This window comes from Pseudoalteromonas sp. BSi20652, from assembly GCF_000239855.1.
Lineage (GTDB): Bacteria > Pseudomonadota > Gammaproteobacteria > Enterobacterales > Alteromonadaceae > Pseudoalteromonas.
Map to the genome: position 1 here is coordinate 1 of NZ_BADT01000250.1, position 16,479 is coordinate 16,479.

Consider the following 16,479-nt stretch of genomic DNA (forward strand, 5'->3'; position numbering starts at 1 on the left):
TCACTGTTTAATTTTACTAATTACTTTTGATGTTGAACATCCATCTAAAAAACTCCAGCACTTCAACTTTTCCGCCATGGCGAAGTACATGTTCAGCACCTGCTATTTGCTCTACGGTATAGTCGCCACCCTTGACTAAAATATCAGGGCTTATTTGCTCAATTAATTTAGCGGGAGTATCGTTTTCATCTAAGCTACCAAATGGAATAACCCAATCAACTGATGAAAGTGCGCTAAGCACCATCGCACGTTCATCGAGCGGGTTAATAGGACGATCTGCCCCTTTTAAACGCGTAATAGATTCATCATTATTTAATCCAACAACGAGTCTATCGCCGCGCGCTTTAGCTTGTGCTAAATAACGCACATGCCCAGCATGTAAAATATCAAAACAGCCATTAGTGAATACAATGGTTTCGCCGTTTTGTTTTGCAAATTCAATATGCTGAAGTACATCATCAAATGGTGTTTGGTAATGCTCACCCGTGGTATGTAAATACTGACCAAGCTTACGGCTTAGCTCTTCTGGCGAGACAGTTGCTGCACCAAATTTACTAACCGCTATACCTGCCGCTAAATTAGCAATTTCGACTGCATCTTTAGGTTCCATGCCCGCGCCAAGCATAACAGCGAGTGTAGCTATAACCGTATCACCAGCCCCGGTTACATCGCTTACTTCAAGCTCTTGCGCTGCGAAATCAAACTTTTCATCTGCGTTAATAAGCGACATACCTTGCTCAGAACGCGTAAGTAACATGGCTTTAATGCCATTTTTGCTAATTAAATCGCGCGCGCTTGCCGCTAAAGCTTCTTCTGAATCGGTTTGACCACCCGCTAACTTAAACTCATGTAAGTTAGGCGTAATGTAATCAGCACCTTCATATAAATGTAAATCTGGCGATTTAGGGTCGATTAAAACCGTTTTTCCGGCGCCCTTAGCAAGGCTTACCATCTCTTTAATTAAGCTTAAAGATCCTTTGCTGTAATCAGAGAACACAATAAAGTCGTATTCATCAAGCACAAGCTCTAAGCGGTTTAGTAGTAGCTGACTATGCTGCTCAGTAAATGTTTCTTCTAAATCAAGACGAACTAATTGCTGGTGACGACTAATAACACGCATTTTTGAAATAGTCGGTAAATCGCAGACACTAACTAGTTGTGAGTTGATTTTTTCACCTTTTAGAATGGTTTCTAAAATCAGCCCACTTTCGTCTTCACCAATTAAGCCTAGTAAGCCAACTTTTGCATCTAACCGCGCTATATTTTTTGCAACGTTAGCTGCTCCGCCTGCTTTGTCTTCAAATTTACTTACTTTAACAACAGGGACTGGCGCTTCTGGCGAAATACGACCTGTATCACCATACCAATAACGGTCTAGCATTACGTCGCCAACAACTAATATACGTGCTTTAGATAAGTTTTTTAATAACGATAAATCCATTACTGCTGCTCCGCAACAACCATATCCATGGCTTCACATAACCAGTGACCTATAAACATGTGAGCTTCTTGAATACGTGCTGTTTCATCATTTTTTATAATGATAGGTAACTTAGCAATATCTTTTACCTTACCGCCATCACGCCCAGTTAATGCCACGGTAAAGGCACCTAGTTTATTTGCAGCTTCTAATGCTAAATTAATATTATTACTAGTACCTGATGTGGTTAAACCAATCACTAAATCTTCTGGCTTACATAGCGCTTGAACTTGGCGTTCAAACACCGTATCAAAGTGATAATCGTTGCTGTGTGCAGTTAAAATTGATGTGTCGGTGGTCAATGCCATCGAGGCAAGCGGACCACGCTCTAATTTATAACGCACTACAAATTCTGCTGCTAAATGCTGCGCATCGGCTGCACTACCGCCGTTACCAAACCAAACAATCTTGCCACCAGCTTGTAATGCACTACGGCATGCTTCTAACAGTTGCATAGATTCTTGATGATAAGCTTCCATCGTTTCAAATAATGCCTGATGACGGTTTAATGTTTCAACGTAGCTAGTTGCCACTGAATCGATAATTGACATGAAAATTCCTCTAGGAACTGAAATAGCAGGGAAAAATTAAATCCATTATTCCATAATTTTATTTAATTGTGTGCATTTTATCGGGTTATAACTGAACCCAGACCATATTTTATTGCGAGTATGTTTAGAAAGCGTCTATTTCACGGTAAACTAACGCCACCTCCCTTTAAGAAAGATCAGTATGGCACGCATTTTTTACTCTTTGGCATTAATTATAATTAGCCCACTGATTGTATTTTATCTCTATATTTTGCGAGGTAAAAAAAACCAAGGCTATCGTACACACTTTAAAGAGCGCTTTGGGTTTGTCAGTAAATATTTATTTACGGTTAAAACTAAACCTTTAGTTTTTCATTGTGCTTCTGTTGGTGAGGTACTTGCCGCAACGCCGCTTATTAAAGCTTTGCAAAAAGCGCATCCAAATTTAAATATACTTATAACCTGTAATACTCCAACAGGTAGAGAGCAAGTACTAAACCAGTTTAAAAATACTGTAGCGTGTAGCTATTTACCAATCGATTTTCCGTTTGCGACAGCCAGATTTTTAAAACGTATAAAGCCACAAGCATTATGTATTTTAGAAACCGAATTATGGCCAAATTTAATGGCAATAAGTCACAAAAAAACATACCGGTGCTTGTAATCAATGCAAGACTCTCTGAAAAATCGCAGCAAGGCTATCAAAAGGTCGCTAAATTAACGCATATTATTATGCGCTCAATTACAGTGCTTGCGAGTCACAATAAAACAGATGCGGAGCGTTTTATAGAGCTTGGCCTTGAAGCTTCAAAAAGCCATGTAACAGGCTCAATTAAATTTGATATAACACCTAGTGACGAGCAATTAGCCAAAGTACTCAACCTTAAAAAGCTTTATAACAGTAATGAAGACAATAACGATGAACGCTTTGTATGGGTGGCAGGCTCAACACATCCTGTTGAGCATGAGCTGGTACTTTCAGCCCATCAAGAGTTACTAAAAAAGCAACCAAATGCATTACTTATAATAGCCCCGCGCCACCCAGAGCAGTTTGATAAAGTGGGAGAGCTTTTAACACAAAGCCCACTTAGCTTTAGCCGTCGTAGCCAAAATAACTATAACAATGAGCAAGTACTCCTTGCTGATACGCTTGGTGAGTTACAGTGTTTATATGGCGCTGCAAATGTAAGCTTTATTGGTGGCAGCTTAATTCGCAGAGGTGGGCATAACCCACTGGAATCAGCAGCATTTTCGGTAGGTGTAATAACAGGTCCACACACATACAATTTTGACCATGTTTATCCCGAGCTAATAAAGCTCAAAGGCGCCGTAATGGTTGATAACAACGACGAACTAGCAAAGCAGCTCATAACGTTTAGCCAAAACACAAAAGCGTGCCAAACTTTAGGCATCAAAGCGGTGCAATGCGTTGCTAAAAACCAAGGTGCTATACAAAAAACACTTACCATTATTAATCAATATTTAGAGCCAAAACCGTGACCAACATAGCTATAAGCCAAACCCGCGAATGGGTGTCATCTGTTATTGTTAAATATAACTTTTGCCCGTTTGCTCGAAAAGAAGTAGAAAATAACTGTATTCATTACATAGTAAGTCCAGCAGCAAGTATGGATGATGCCGTAATGGATATGCTTGAGCAATGTGTTGAGCTTGACCGCGAACCAGAGCGCGAAACAACCCTTATCATGTTTGACAGCGGCTTTAGTGATTTTGAAGACTTTCTAGACTTGGTCGATTTAGCTAATGCGCTTTTAGTCGCGCAGGGGTTTGAAGGGAAGTATCAAATTGCTAACTTTCATCCTGATTATGTATTTGCCGACAGTGATGAAACCGATGCCGCAAACTACACAAATAGAGCGCCCTTTCCTACTTTGCATTTAATACGCGAAGCAAGTATGAGCGAAGCACTTGATAATTATAACGAACCTGAATCTATTCCTGAGCATAATATAAACCTAGCAAGGCGTAAGGGGATTGATTTTTGGCAGCAGTTACTTGAAGGCTGTAAAAAACCGAGCGCTTAAACGCTCGGTTTTATTTTGGTTTGTAAAAAACTTTGTGCAAAACTTTTGCAAAACAAGTAATACCTAAGCTTATTTTTTAACCCAGTTACCATTTACTTCAACGTAATGACCACTTTGGGTTTTTTCAATTGTTTTGGCCGCAGCAAGTGCTTCTATTTGTGAAAGTGACAAGTTATTCTTTTTAGCCAACTTTAAATATTGCGCTTTACGCTTTGCATTTATGTCATTAACAACGGCTTTTGCCTCTTCGTTTTGTACAACAAGTCCTAAATAACCAGAGCTATCCTCACCTACTAAACCTTGGTTTTTAGCATCATCAAGGCTAATAGCCCACGCAGAGAACGACATACATACTGCACTAACTAACGTAATAATGTTTAATTTTTTCTTCGTATTCATGTTTTAGCTCCTTAAAATAACTCACTGTCGTCACTAAACAAACTATCGAGTTCTTTATCTACTTTTACGCGAATTTCGTGATCAACCTTCACATTTAAATTAATAGTAATGGGCTCTTTAGCAGACACCTCAACACGGTGCGTACAGGCACTTAATGCACTAATAGCACCAAGCGCGAGCAGTACTTTTATCAATAACGACTGTCTCATTATTAGTTTCCTTTTTGTGAGTATTGTTGCTCAACTTTTTGTGTAATTTCGTCACTCAAACGCAGTGCACGCAAAAGTGTAAATACGTTTTCTTCGTGGTTATAATTAAAGTTAACCTGCTGCTGCTCTGCTTTATTATAGCCTTGCAAATTAACCCCTAGTTTTAACCAACCATCATTTTTTAGTGCCACACTGCTATTAAGTTTTTGAATATCTAAATTAGTTAATAGCCCTAACACAGGTTGCAACTCTTGCTGTTGCTGCATCACTGAATCAAACGCGGCATTATTGGTAATTTTTAAATTACCTGTTCCTTGGCTAAATAACTTACCGTCAATTATTTCAATTTTACCACGATTAAAATGGACTGGTAACGTGCCCGCCAAGCGACCTATTAATGTAATACCAGACTTATCGTCGAGTGTAACGAGTTTACTGGCATCAATATTTTCAAACTTAACATTAGCAACTTGGTTTGGCTTCCCTACTATGTAGGTATCTAACGAAAACTCGCCACCAAACACATTTCCTTTTACATCATTTATAAACGCGGTATTGTTATTAACTTGCCATTGCCCTTCAATCCCTTTAACTACAGCACCTGCTCTAAATTCATTTAGATTAAAGGTAGTTGGTTTTACATTAAGCTTACCTGAATTATATTTCCCACTAAATGTACTGTTTAAATCACTCGCAAGGTAATCGTTATACAGTGCACTTGCATGACTAATCCCTATATTGAACAGTGCATTTTGTAAGTTTATATCGCCACTAATATAGCCATTAAATTCACCCTCTGTTAGTTGTGCAAGTGGCTCAAATTGACTAATAAACGCATTTAACGGCAGCGCACTTTGTTCAGGAATAACCACTTCAAACGGATGAGCTTGCGACGACATATGATGATTTATCACTAACTCAACATTATTTATAAATGCGTGATGCGTGGCTTTTAGTGCACGGCCTTGCAAGCCCGTAGACTCTACTTTTATATTATTAAGTTTTATGTCGGGGCTATTAACAGCCTTTATATTCGTTTTTGCTGTTAGATCAGCAAATAACTCACCTACGCCTAAATTAGCATTTGCTGTTAATGTGTTACTTATATCTGTGACTTTAAATTCTTTATATTCTGCGCTTTTTAATTGCTGAGTTAACGCTACCTCTGCGTTTAACTGTTTATCCATTTTTGCTGTTAAATCACCTTGGTATTGCACTGCACTTATATCAAACGCATCTACACTATTAAGCGTTAATTTAGCATTTATAAGCCCAACTGGTTTTGAGTCTATAAAATCACTTATATCAAAGTGACCACTAAGGCTAAGCCCATTCGCTGTTGCGGGAGCAAACTCAGGTAAACTTTCAAGGACAATAGCGTAATCGCCTTTAATAGCAGTGCCAGATAACTGAGCATTAACGCTAATATTATTTATATCGGGTGTATTTATTTGAGCTGATAAATTCGTCTGTAAGTACACAAGTGGAGATGTAATATCTAGTGTTGTATCTGTTATTAAAAAATCGAATAGTTTATCACCTTCACTCACCAAATTAATTGCAGGTACACTCAACTCACTGCCCTCTAAGCGAATTGATTGAGGGAGTGTTAGTTGCCAATTTAAAGGCACTTGATTGCTCACAAAGCCTGCATATTCACTCGGTGGAATTAACTCGGCACAGCTTTGTGTAAAATTAATTTTATTATTAAGCAAATCGGTATTAAACATTAACGCTTGGCTATTTAAATTAAAACGCGTCGCCAATTTACCAGTGGTTAATACGTTAATCTGGCACTGCTGATTTGTATGAGAAAACTCATACGTGTAAGTAAACTGAGAGTTAATACCGCCATTTAACTCAAGCTCCATACCGTCAAAGCTAAATGCTTGCTGAGTATTAAAGTTAAAATCTGCTATTAATGTATTTTTAGTGTTTATAACGTGCTTTAAAAAAGTGTCATTAATTTCAAACTGACCACTTACTTTATTAGCAGTCAAAATTGCACTCGCGTTTATATCACCTGAGACATTAAATTTATTTAGTTCGGGTTCTAATATGCTTATTTTAAGTGGCTTATTGAGCGCATCACTTTTTACTACAAGCTGTTTAATATTGATTAATGGGCGATTTAAGGGAAGCGCTAAATCGAGATTTTTAGCAAGCTGATTAGCATTATCACTTTTAGGGAGTGAATTAACCGTTAACACTGCATTTTCAATATCTACACGCTTTGTATTTGCAGTAATACCAGTAAGTTGTAATTGTTGATTTTGATAATTTAAACACACTCTATCAGCATGAATATTTAGTTCAGACGTAATTGAAAAATCGAGACAACTTAACGTAATGCCTGCTTTTTTAAGCTCAGGCGCTATAGCCCACTGTAATAACGGCAAGCGAAACACATAACTAAGCAGCAAGGTACTTAGCAATAAAACACCAACAATTAAACCAACTCGCTTAAACATACTATCCTTAAATGCTTTGTGCTTTTAGCTAAAACTATACTAATCAAAAAAGGCTGCACAATGCAGCCTTTTTTATTTTACAGTAAGATTATGAATCTAACTTGTATAAACGTAATTATAATTAGCCTACGTTTTTACGTGCATTACGGAACATGCGCATCCACGGGCTATCCTCGTTCCACTCATCTGGGTGCCAAGAGTTGGCAACGCTTCTGAATACACGTTCTGGATGCGGCATCATTACAGTGGCGCGACCATCAGTTGACGTAATACCTGTAATACCTTCTGGAGATCCATTAGGGTTAGCTGGGTACTGCGTTGTAGGGTTACCGTAGTTATCTACAAACTTAACCGCTACAGTGCCGCTATTAAGCGCCGCTTTAGTGGCTGCATCGTTTGCAAACTCAGCATGACCTTCACCATGAGAAACCGCTATAGGCATACGCGAGCCAGCCATTCCGTTAAAGAATACAGACGGATTCTCTTGTATTTCTACTAAACTAAAGCGTGCTTCAAAACGCTCTGATTTATTAGTTACAAAGCGCGGCCAATGTTCAGTACCCGGAATTAACTCTTTTAACGTTGATAACATTTGGCAACCGTTACATACACCTAAGCTAAAGGTATCTTCACGGTGGAAGAAGTTTTGGAACTGATCGCGTGCCATGTCGTTAAACAAAATAGACTTAGCCCAACCTTCACCCGCACCAAGTACGTCACCGTATGAGAAACCACCACAGGCCACTAAACCTTTAAATTGCTCTAGCGTTAAACGACCTTCTAAAATGTCACTCATGTGTACATCAACGGCTGCAAAACCTGCGCGATTAAACGCTGCCGCCATTTCTAAATGAGAGTTAACACCCTGCTCACGTAAAATAGCCATTTGCGGTTTAGCACCGGTTGCAATGTATGGTGCAGCTATATCTTCGTTTAAATCAAAGTTAAGTTTTACGTTTAAGCCTGGATCTTTTGCATCAAATTTAGCATCAAACTCTTGCTTAGCACATTCAGGGTTATCACGGCGTGCTTGCATTTGATACGTTGTTTCAGCCCAAATAGTACGAAGCTCAGTACGCGTATGATTAAGAACCGTATTTTCGCCACGGTTAAATATAATCGTATCATCGCCATTAAGCGTGCCAATGTTGTGGCTAATTGCTGCTATACCATGTTGTTCAAACACTGCATTTACCGCATCTAAATCACTATTTGCAACTTGAATGACCGCACCTAGCTCTTCGTTATAAAGCGCTTCAATGTCAGAGCCTGTTAAACCAGCTAAATCAACCGTTACACCGGTATGACCCGTAAACGCCATTTCAGCAACCGTGGTAAATAAACCACCGTCTGAGCGGTCATGATAAGCAAGTAACTTACTATCAGCCACAAGCGCTTGCATTGCGTTATAAAAGCCTTTTAATAACTCTGGGTTATCAACATCAGGTGTTACATCACCCAATTGCTTATAAACTTGCGCAAGGCTTGATGCGCCCATGCGGTTTTTACCCGCACCTAAATCAACTAATATAAGCGATGTATCGCCTTTATCTGTGCGTAGTTGTGGAGTGACTGTTTTACGTACGTCGTCAACACGACCAAACGCAGTTATAACCAGTGAAAGCGGCGAAGTTACTGACTTCTCTTGTAAGTCACCTTCATCTTTCCATGTCGTTTTCATTGACATAGAATCTTTACCTACTGGAATCGTTAAACCAAGCGCAGGACAAAGCTCTTCCCCTACGGCTTTAACCGCTTCGTATAAACCAGCATCTTCACCTGGGTGACCCGCTGCTGCCATCCAGTTTGCCGATAACTTAATATTTTCAAGGCTACCAATATTTGCACAGGCAATATTAGTTAACGACTCAGCTACAGCTAAACGAGCAGATGCACCGTAATTAAGTAATGCAGCCGGAGTACGCTCACCGAGTGACATAGCTTCACCGTGATAAGTATCATACGTTGCCGCAGTTACCGCACAGTTAGCAACAGGGACTTGCCAAGGACCAACCATTTGATCGCGCGCTACCAAACCGGTAACTGAGCGATCGCCGATTGTTATTAGGAATGTTTTTTCTGCAATGGCTGGTAGGCGCATTAAGCGCTGCGCTGCATCTGCTGCATTTATTAATGTAGTATCAAGCGCTTTACCAACAACTTGCTTTGACGTTACATCGCGGTGCATTTTAGGTGCTTTACCTAATAATACGTCCAGCGGTAAATCAACAGGGTTATTTTCAAAATGGCTGTCTGACACGGTTAAGTGAGGTTCAGCGGTTGCTTCACCAATAACAGCGTACTGAGCACGTTCACGCTTACAAATTGCTTCAAAGCGGTCAAAGTCCTCTACGCCAACAGCGAGTACATAACGCTCTTGTGATTCATTACACCAAATTTCGTGTGGTGCCATGCCTGGCTCATCGTTAGGGATGCTACGTAATTGGAACTTACCACCACGTCCGCCATCATTAACAAGCTCAGGAAACGCATTTGATAAACCGCCAGCACCTACATCGTGGATGAATGCAATTGGGTTTTCATCACCTAGCTGCCAGCATTTATCGATAACTTCTTGGCAACGACGTTCCATTTCTGGGTTTTCGCGCTGTACTGAAGCAAAGTCTAAATCTTCGTTTGATTGACCAGAGGCCATGCTTGATGCAGCACCACCGCCTAAGCCAATGTTCATTGCAGGTCCACCTAGCGCAATTAATTTAGCGCCAACAGGAATATCGCCTTTTTGAACATGATCAGCGCGAATATTACCTAAACCACCGGCAAGCATAATGGGTTTATGATAACCACGTACTTCTTCGCCATTATGGCTTGTTACTTTTTCTTCGTAAGTACGGAAGTAGCCTAATAAGTTAGGACGACCAAACTCGTTATTAAATGCAGCGCCACCTAGTGGACCCTCTGTCATTATATCAAGCGCATTAACAATACGACTCGGCTTACCAAAATCGCTTTCCCATGGTTGCTCGTAACCTGGAATACGTAAGTTTGATACAGTAAAGCCAACTAAACCTGCTTTTGGCTTAGAGCCACGACCAGTTGCGCCTTCATCGCGAATTTCACCACCAGAGCCTGTAGCAGCACCTGAGAATGGCGCAATAGCTGTTGGGTGGTTATGCGTTTCAACTTTCATTAGTATTTCAATGTCTTCTTGATGATACGCATATTCACCTTGCGCATTTGGGAAGAAGCGACCCGCTTTTGAGCCTTTCATTACTGCCGCGTTATCTTTATACGCCGACAATACATTTTCAGGGTTTAGCTCAAAAGTATTTTTAATCATTTTAAACAGCGATTTTGGCTGCTCTTTTCCATCGATTGTCCAGTCAGCATTAAATATTTTATGGCGACAATGCTCTGAGTTTGCTTGTGCAAACATAAACAGTTCGATGTCGTTAGGGTTACGGCCTAACTTTATAAAGTTTTCTACTAAGTAGTCTATTTCATCATCAGCAAGCGCAAAGCCTTGTTCAACATTCGCGTTAGCTAATGCTTCACGTCCTCCACCTAAAATATCAACAGACGACATTTGGCGCGGTGCATCACTGCGAAAAAGTTGTGCAGCATCTTCAAGCTCACTGTGTGTGGCTTCAGTCATACGGTCGTGCAATAACGCAGTTACTTGTGCAAGTTGTTCTGCGTTTAAATCACCTTCAACATAATAAGCAATACCGCGTTCAACACGGTGAACCTGCTTTAAACCACAGTTGTGGGCGATGTCGGTAGCTTTAGATGCCCAAGGTGAAATGGTACCTGGGCGAGGTGTAACAAGTACAAGTTTGCCAGCTGGGGTATGCTCAGCAATAGTTGGACCGTAAGTTAATAGTTTTTCAAGCTTGGTTTGCTCAGAGCTACTCAACGGCGATGTTAAATCGGCAAAGTGAGCATACTCGGCATATACGTTAGTGACTGGAAGTTGCGATTGTTGGCAACGCGCTAAAATTTTATTAACTCTGAACTCTGAAAGTGCTGGTGCACCACGAAGGATCAACATAGGTAATTTCATCCGGGGTTAGGGATTGAACGATATTTTAGGCACGCATTATAGTCCAATTAGCATTCAGTTTTAACTCAAAATTACGCTTTTCATAAAATTAACTTTTTAGCTTTATTTATACCCTCTTTTGGTTAATAAAATAAAAGGTAAAGTGACGTGATGGCTAAGTTTTGCTATAACGGAGTTTAGTGGGGTAAAGAGGCAAATAATGTTGAAAGAAAAACTAATAATAATCATTACTTTAGTAATGCTGTTATGTGCATGTGATATGCAAGAACAGCCTACTCAACTCGCCCAAATAAAAGAACAAAACAAAATACGTGTAGGCACACTTGCAAGCGCAAGTAATTATTATCAAGCCGTTCAAGGTGAGCAAGGCTTTGAATATGAACTTTCCCAAGCTTTTGCTGATTATTTAGGTGTAGAGCTTGAAATAGTCCCATTTTTTAACTTATCTGATATGTTTGAACGCCTTGAAAGCGGCGATTTAGATTTAATTGCTTCAGGACTTACCTATAATAAAACCCGTGCAGAGCAATACCGCTATGGGCCAACTTACAGAACAATCAGCCAAAAATTAGTTTATAAGCAAGGACGTGTTCGCCCTCGTGAATTTGATGATTTAGATGGTAATTTTACCGTTATAGCAAAAAGTAGCCATTCGCTTACTCTACAAAAAATGAAAAAGAACAACCCCGATCTCACTTGGACAGAAAGCGAAGAATTTGACGAGGAAGAACTTTTACAAGCGGTTATTGATGGCGAAATAGATTACACACTCGCTGATACACATACGCTATCGCTGTTTCGTCGTTATCATCCAAATTTAAGTATCGGTTTTTCTGTTAGTCATAACGACCCGATTGCATGGATCCTCAATAAATCTAAAGACGACTCTTTATATGCTTTACTGGTACCTTTTTTTGGTGATATTAAACAAAGCAATCAACTCTACGTACTTGAAGAAAAATACTTTGGCCACGTACGCCAATTTAACTATGTAAATACCCTAGCGTACATAGAAGCAATTAAAGAAACCTTGCCTACATACCAGCCATGGTTTGAACAATATGCAGGAAGCCTTGATTGGCGCTTACTCGCAGCACTTAGCTATCAAGAGTCAATGTGGAATCCGCGCGCTAAATCACCTACGGGTGTGCGTGGCATTATGATGCTAACGCGTATTACAGCCAAACAAGTGGGTGTAACTAATCGCTTAGAACCAGAGCAAAATATTCGCGGCGGCGCTAAATATTTAAGCAAGCTCATTAAACGCATCCCAGACAGAATCCCTCAACCGGATAGAACATGGCTTGCATTAGCGGCTTACAACGTAGGTTGGGGGCACGTTAACGATGCTCGCATAATTACCGAGCAACAAGGTGCAAGCCCCGATAAATGGGCTGACGTTAAGAAACGCCTGCCGCTTTTAATTAAAAAGCGATATTACCGTAAAACACGCTACGGTTATGCTCGTGGCGATGTAGCTGTTAAATATGTTGATAATATTCGTCGGTATTATGATGCACTCGTTTGGCTAGATGAAAATGATGCTATTGAGCCAGAACCAAAAGTAGATCCAATAGATGTTATAGAACCCTCCGTAGAGGCTATTGGCGAAAAAAGTAATAAAATTGAACCCATCACTGATTCCGAACCAGTTAACGATATACCTGAAAATCAAACGTAGTAGATAAAGAAGGAGCGGAGAAATTGAATGAGCAAACCTCTTAATCACAATTAAGGTTAAATTAAATATCTATTTACTTGTCATCAAATGATCACTAATGTGGTGCAATCGTATATCGTTTTTTATAAAGGTATACCTTGTGCCTTTCTCAACCTTACGCATTAGGAGAACACATGCTAAAACGTAGACGCACACAAAAATTAAAACGCAATGTAATTTACTCAACTGCAACACGTCGCCGTGTTATGTTGCGCAGACTACACAAAAAAATAATCTGGCGCCGTCGCATGTTTGCCATGCAGCAAATGGAAGGCTCACAAATCCAGCCAATCGTTAATTAAAGACTGGTAGCACCTCGGGCAGCTTTTTTAGCTGCTTTAATTTGCGCCCTTCTTCGTTTAAAAAAATCCGAAATAGTAGCACCGCACTGCTGTGCCAAAATACCACCACACACCTCAACTTGATGATTTAACTTAGGCTCTTGTAATAAATTCATAATTGAACCGGCAGATCCTGTTTTTGCATCTACTGCACCAAACACTAAACGCTTTATTCTGCTATGTACTAACAATCCAGCGCACATAGAACAAGGCTCTAACGTTACGTATAGCGTGCAATCAATTAAGCGATAGTTGTTAAGGACTTTTCCAGCTTCTCGCACTGCAATCATTTCGGCGTGTGCTGATGGGTCATTATCGGTTATTGAACGATTATACCCTACCGAAATCAGCTGATTATCTTTGACTATAATCGCACCCACAGGAATTTCATCAAGCAACTCTGCTTGCTTTGCATACAAAAGGGCTTGTTCCATCCAGTATGAATCATCAAATGGCTCGTTCATTGTTTCTACTTAAATAACTTTTTATACTGTAATTATACCTAGTTAGGACGCTAAAGTGCGTCATTGATTAGTTTATTGCAAAAATAAAACAATATTTACCTGTTTGTAATGGCTCACTCGTGCTGATTTACGCTATAATATCACGCTTTTTTTATTTAGCTCACAACACGGGTAGCAAATGAAATTTCCTGGACGCCGCAGGCATAAACATTATTTTCCAGTGGAAGCCAAAGATCCACTAACCAATCAACTTAACGCAACAGATAGATTACAACGTAGCTATATTACGGGTATCGATCAAATCGTTGTTGATATAGAGGCAAAAGTTGATCAAGCTTTCCTTGACGAATTTCAACTACGTAGAGGTATGTCGCAAGTTATTGATAGCGATATAACAAACGCCTTATACGATCGTTTAAAACTAAACGATATGGTTGATTTTGAGTTTGCCGGTGGAACCATTGGCAACACGATGCATAACTACTCTGTACTTGCAGATGATCGCTCAGTTTTATTAGGCGTAATGAGCGAAAATATAAAAATAGGTAGCTATGCTTACCGCTTTTTATGTAACACCTCAAGCCGTGTAGACTTAAATTACCTTCAACCAGTTGATGGACCTATTGGTCGTTGCTTTACATTAATTGATGAAACCGGTGAGCGTACATTTGCAATAAGCGCAGGCTTAATGAATCACTTACGCCCTGAGTCTATCGATAAAAACCTGATAGAAAACTCATCAGCGTTAGTGATCAGCGCTTACCTTATGCGAACCCAAGGTAGCGAAACAATGACTGAAGCGACTATGCAAGCGGTAAAATACGCTAATGATGCAGGTGTGCCAGTTGTGCTTACACTCGGTACTAAGTTCTTAATTGAACAAGACCCTACTTGGTGGGCAAACTTTGTTGAAAAGCATGTTGATATTCTTGCTATGAACGAAGAAGAAGGTTTGGCAATTACAGGCTTTGAAGATCCGCTACTCGCTGCTGACAAAGCACTTGATTGGGTAGATTTAGTAATTTGCACCGCTGGCGAAAAAGGCTTATTTATGGCTGGATACGTTGACGAAAATTTAAAGCGTGAAACCGAATACCCGTTATTACCTGGTGCAATACCTGATTTTAACCGTTATGAATTCTCTCGTGCGATGCGCAAAGATGAATGTGACGAGCCTATCAGAGCATATAGTCATACCGCCCCATTTATGGGTGGACCTGATTCAATCAAAAATACTAATGGTGCAGGCGATTGCGCATTAGCCGCTGTGCTACATGATTTATCTGCAAATGTTTATCATAAACTTAATGTTGCAAACTCAGCTAAACATCAGCAACAAGCTATTACTTACTCGTCACTATCGCAAATTAGTAAATATGCTAACCGAGCTAGTTACGAAGTATTAGTTCAGCACTCTCCGCGTTTATCTCGTGGTTTACCAGAACGCGAAGACTGCCTAGAACAAGTTTATTGGGAACAATAATATCGGTGGGAGCAATTATTGCTCCCTATCGGTTACCTAAAAAATAGAAATATCGAGTTTTTTAGATAGCAGTTCCAGTGCTGCAATTCCTGCAACAGAGTTACCAAACGAATTAAGCCCTGGAGAATAAACAGCTACCGTAAACTTATTTGGTAATACGGCTAAAATAGTTCCTGACACTCCCGATTTACCAGGCATACCAACTCTGTAACCAAAATCACCTGCTGCATCATATAAGCCACTCGTAAATAAAAGCGAATTAAGCTGCTTATTTTGACGGCTGCTTAAAACACGATTGCCTGATCGATTATCAACACCTTTATTCGCTAAAAAATTATACGCTTTAGCTAATTCAATACAATTGAGTTCAATAGAACAAAAGTTAAAATAAGCCCACAAAACATCATCAACTTCATTTTCAAAATTACCAAACGATTTCATTAAATGCGCCATAGCAGCATTACGATGCCTAAACTCATATTCTGAATTGGCAACTTTCTTATCGATAATAATCCCTCTATTACCAGCTAATAGCCTAAAGGTTTCAAGCATTGAATGCATTGGGGCAGATAAACGGCTGTATAACGCATCACACGTTACAATAGCACCGGCATTAATAAATGGGTTGCGCGGTATGCCTTTTTCAAATTCAAGCTGAGTAAGCGAGTTAAAGGCAGTGCCTGAGGGTTCCTTTCCAACTCTGTGCCAAAGTTCATCACCATAACGTTGTAATGCCATAGTGAGGGTCATAACTTTAGAAACTGATTGAATAGTAAAGCGTTGAGAACAATCTCCCGCACACACAGTTTCACCATCAGTTGTATAAATAGCGATAGAAAATTGCTCAGGATCAACCTCTGCAAGCGCCGGTATATAATCAGCTACTTTCCCTTGTGATAATAAAGGACGTACTTCATGTACTATTTCATCAAGCACCTTTTGGTAATCAGCTGTCGGCAATCTAGACCTCTATATCGTCGTTCATAAAAACTGAATTTTAGCACGCGCGATTAGGGGCACCTAGTTTTGTTATTGAATTTAAAGGTGGGGATTTTGCTTAATTTAAAAAAGCAAAAAACCCGTTACATTACTGTAACGGGTTTCTCTTAATTAAATCCTGGTAATGTCGTAGTGCCCACAGCGGTAAAGAGTCACATAGCAAATGCTACACTATCTTTGTGTCGGGGCGCCCTTCTGCGGGGCTCGCCTTAGAACTATTTTATTTCGCCACTGAGTTCGGCATGGACTATTTACAAAATTCAAAAAAGCAAAAAACCCGTTACATTACTGTAACGGGTTTCTCTTAATTAAAT

Annotated in this window: 11 protein-coding genes and 2 pseudogenes; 5 read left to right on the forward strand and 8 right to left on the reverse strand. The window is 39.9% G+C overall.

Features of this window, described 5'->3' with window-relative positions; all coding sequences use genetic code 11:
- Both hldE and P20652_RS00390 read right to left on the reverse strand, forming a co-directional pair.
- A pseudogene (gene hldE / locus P20652_RS00395) lies at positions 1–1,441 on the reverse strand (bifunctional D-glycero-beta-D-manno-heptose-7-phosphate kinase/D-glycero-beta-D-manno-heptose 1-phosphate adenylyltransferase HldE).
- Positions 1,441–2,031, reverse strand: a complete 591-nt coding sequence (locus P20652_RS00390) for an SIS domain-containing protein (protein WP_008172930.1) — start codon at positions 2,029–2,031, stop codon at positions 1,441–1,443. The pseudogene hldE and the gene P20652_RS00390 overlap by 1 nt, the downstream one beginning before the upstream one ends.
- Positions 2,032–2,212: 181 nt before the next feature.
- Between P20652_RS00390 and waaA the strand changes: the two are divergent.
- Together waaA and P20652_RS00385 are read left to right on the forward strand one after the other, a co-directional pair.
- A pseudogene (gene waaA, locus P20652_RS19320) lies at positions 2,213–3,510 on the forward strand (lipid IV(A) 3-deoxy-D-manno-octulosonic acid transferase).
- Positions 3,507–4,055, forward strand: coding sequence for a DUF1415 domain-containing protein (locus P20652_RS00385; protein ID WP_008172933.1), 549 nt, complete (start codon positions 3,507–3,509; stop codon positions 4,053–4,055). The pseudogene waaA and the gene P20652_RS00385 overlap by 4 nt, the downstream one beginning before the upstream one ends.
- 69 nt (positions 4,056–4,124) lie before the next feature.
- Here P20652_RS00385 and P20652_RS00380 read toward each other — a convergent pair whose 3' ends face one another.
- The 4 genes from P20652_RS00380 to purL form a co-directional block, all read right to left on the reverse strand.
- The gene (locus P20652_RS00380) at positions 4,125–4,454 is read right to left on the reverse strand and encodes a YdbL family protein (RefSeq protein ID WP_008172934.1); all 330 of its coding nucleotides are present in this window, start codon (positions 4,452–4,454) and stop codon (positions 4,125–4,127) included.
- Positions 4,455–4,465: 11 nt separating this feature from the next.
- Positions 4,466–4,663, reverse strand: a complete 198-nt coding sequence (locus P20652_RS00375) for a YnbE family lipoprotein (RefSeq protein WP_007584699.1) — start codon at positions 4,661–4,663, stop codon at positions 4,466–4,468.
- Between the two features lie 2 nt (positions 4,664–4,665).
- A complete protein-coding gene (locus P20652_RS00370; RefSeq protein ID WP_008172935.1) occupies positions 4,666–7,134 on the reverse strand; it encodes a YdbH domain-containing protein in 2,469 nt (822 codons plus the stop codon).
- A gap of 121 nt (positions 7,135–7,255) precedes the next feature.
- Entirely contained in the window at positions 7,256–11,146 is a 3,891-nt protein-coding gene (gene purL, locus P20652_RS00365; protein WP_008172936.1) for a phosphoribosylformylglycinamidine synthase, read from the reverse strand.
- 211 nt (positions 11,147–11,357) lie between these two features.
- Between purL and mltF the strand changes: the two genes are divergently transcribed.
- Complete coding sequence (mltF, locus tag P20652_RS00360) at positions 11,358–12,839, forward strand: membrane-bound lytic murein transglycosylase MltF (RefSeq protein ID WP_008172937.1); 1,482 nt, start codon at positions 11,358–11,360, stop codon at positions 12,837–12,839.
- Between the two features lie 173 nt (positions 12,840–13,012).
- A complete protein-coding gene (locus P20652_RS20505; RefSeq protein WP_008172939.1) occupies positions 13,013–13,180 on the forward strand; it encodes a hypothetical protein in 168 nt (55 codons plus the stop codon).
- Here the strand turns inward: P20652_RS20505 and tadA are convergent.
- Positions 13,177–13,683: a tRNA adenosine(34) deaminase TadA gene (gene tadA / locus P20652_RS00355; protein WP_008172941.1), complete on the reverse strand. Its 507-nt coding sequence runs from the start codon at positions 13,681–13,683 to the stop codon at positions 13,177–13,179. The genes P20652_RS20505 and tadA overlap by 4 nt on opposite strands.
- Before the next feature lie 178 nt (positions 13,684–13,861).
- On the opposite strand from tadA, the gene P20652_RS00350 reads away from it, so the two are divergent.
- The gene (locus P20652_RS00350) at positions 13,862–15,166 is read left to right on the forward strand and encodes an inosine/guanosine kinase (protein ID WP_033018245.1); all 1,305 of its coding nucleotides are present in this window, start codon (positions 13,862–13,864) and stop codon (positions 15,164–15,166) included.
- A gap of 36 nt (positions 15,167–15,202) precedes the next feature.
- Here the strand turns inward: P20652_RS00350 and glsB are convergent, their stop codons facing one another.
- Positions 15,203–16,126 carry a glutaminase B gene (gene glsB / locus P20652_RS00345; RefSeq protein WP_008172944.1) on the reverse strand — a complete coding sequence of 308 codons (924 nt, stop codon included), beginning with the start codon at positions 16,124–16,126 and terminating at the stop codon, positions 15,203–15,205.
- Positions 16,127–16,479 lie beyond the last annotated feature (353 nt).

Coding starts and splice junctions, on each gene's coding strand:
- P20652_RS00375 (WP_007584699.1), bottom strand. CDS start 4,663: ATGAGACAGTCGTTATTGATAAAAGTACTGCTCGCGCTTGGTGCTATT.
- P20652_RS00370 (WP_008172935.1), bottom strand. CDS start 7,134: ATGTTTAAGCGAGTTGGTTTAATTGTTGGTGTTTTATTGCTAAGTACC.
- mltF (WP_008172937.1), top strand. CDS start 11,358: ATGTTGAAAGAAAAACTAATAATAATCATTACTTTAGTAATGCTGTTA.
- P20652_RS00380 (WP_008172934.1), bottom strand. CDS start 4,454: ATGAATACGAAGAAAAAATTAAACATTATTACGTTAGTTAGTGCAGTA.
- P20652_RS00350 (WP_033018245.1), top strand. CDS start 13,862: ATGAAATTTCCTGGACGCCGCAGGCATAAACATTATTTTCCAGTGGAA.
- P20652_RS20505 (WP_008172939.1), top strand. CDS start 13,013: ATGCTAAAACGTAGACGCACACAAAAATTAAAACGCAATGTAATTTAC.
- tadA (WP_008172941.1), bottom strand. CDS start 13,683: ATGAACGAGCCATTTGATGATTCATACTGGATGGAACAAGCCCTTTTG.
- P20652_RS00390 (WP_008172930.1), bottom strand. CDS start 2,031: ATGTCAATTATCGATTCAGTGGCAACTAGCTACGTTGAAACATTAAAC.
- purL (WP_008172936.1), bottom strand. CDS start 11,146: ATGTTGATCCTTCGTGGTGCACCAGCACTTTCAGAGTTCAGAGTTAAT.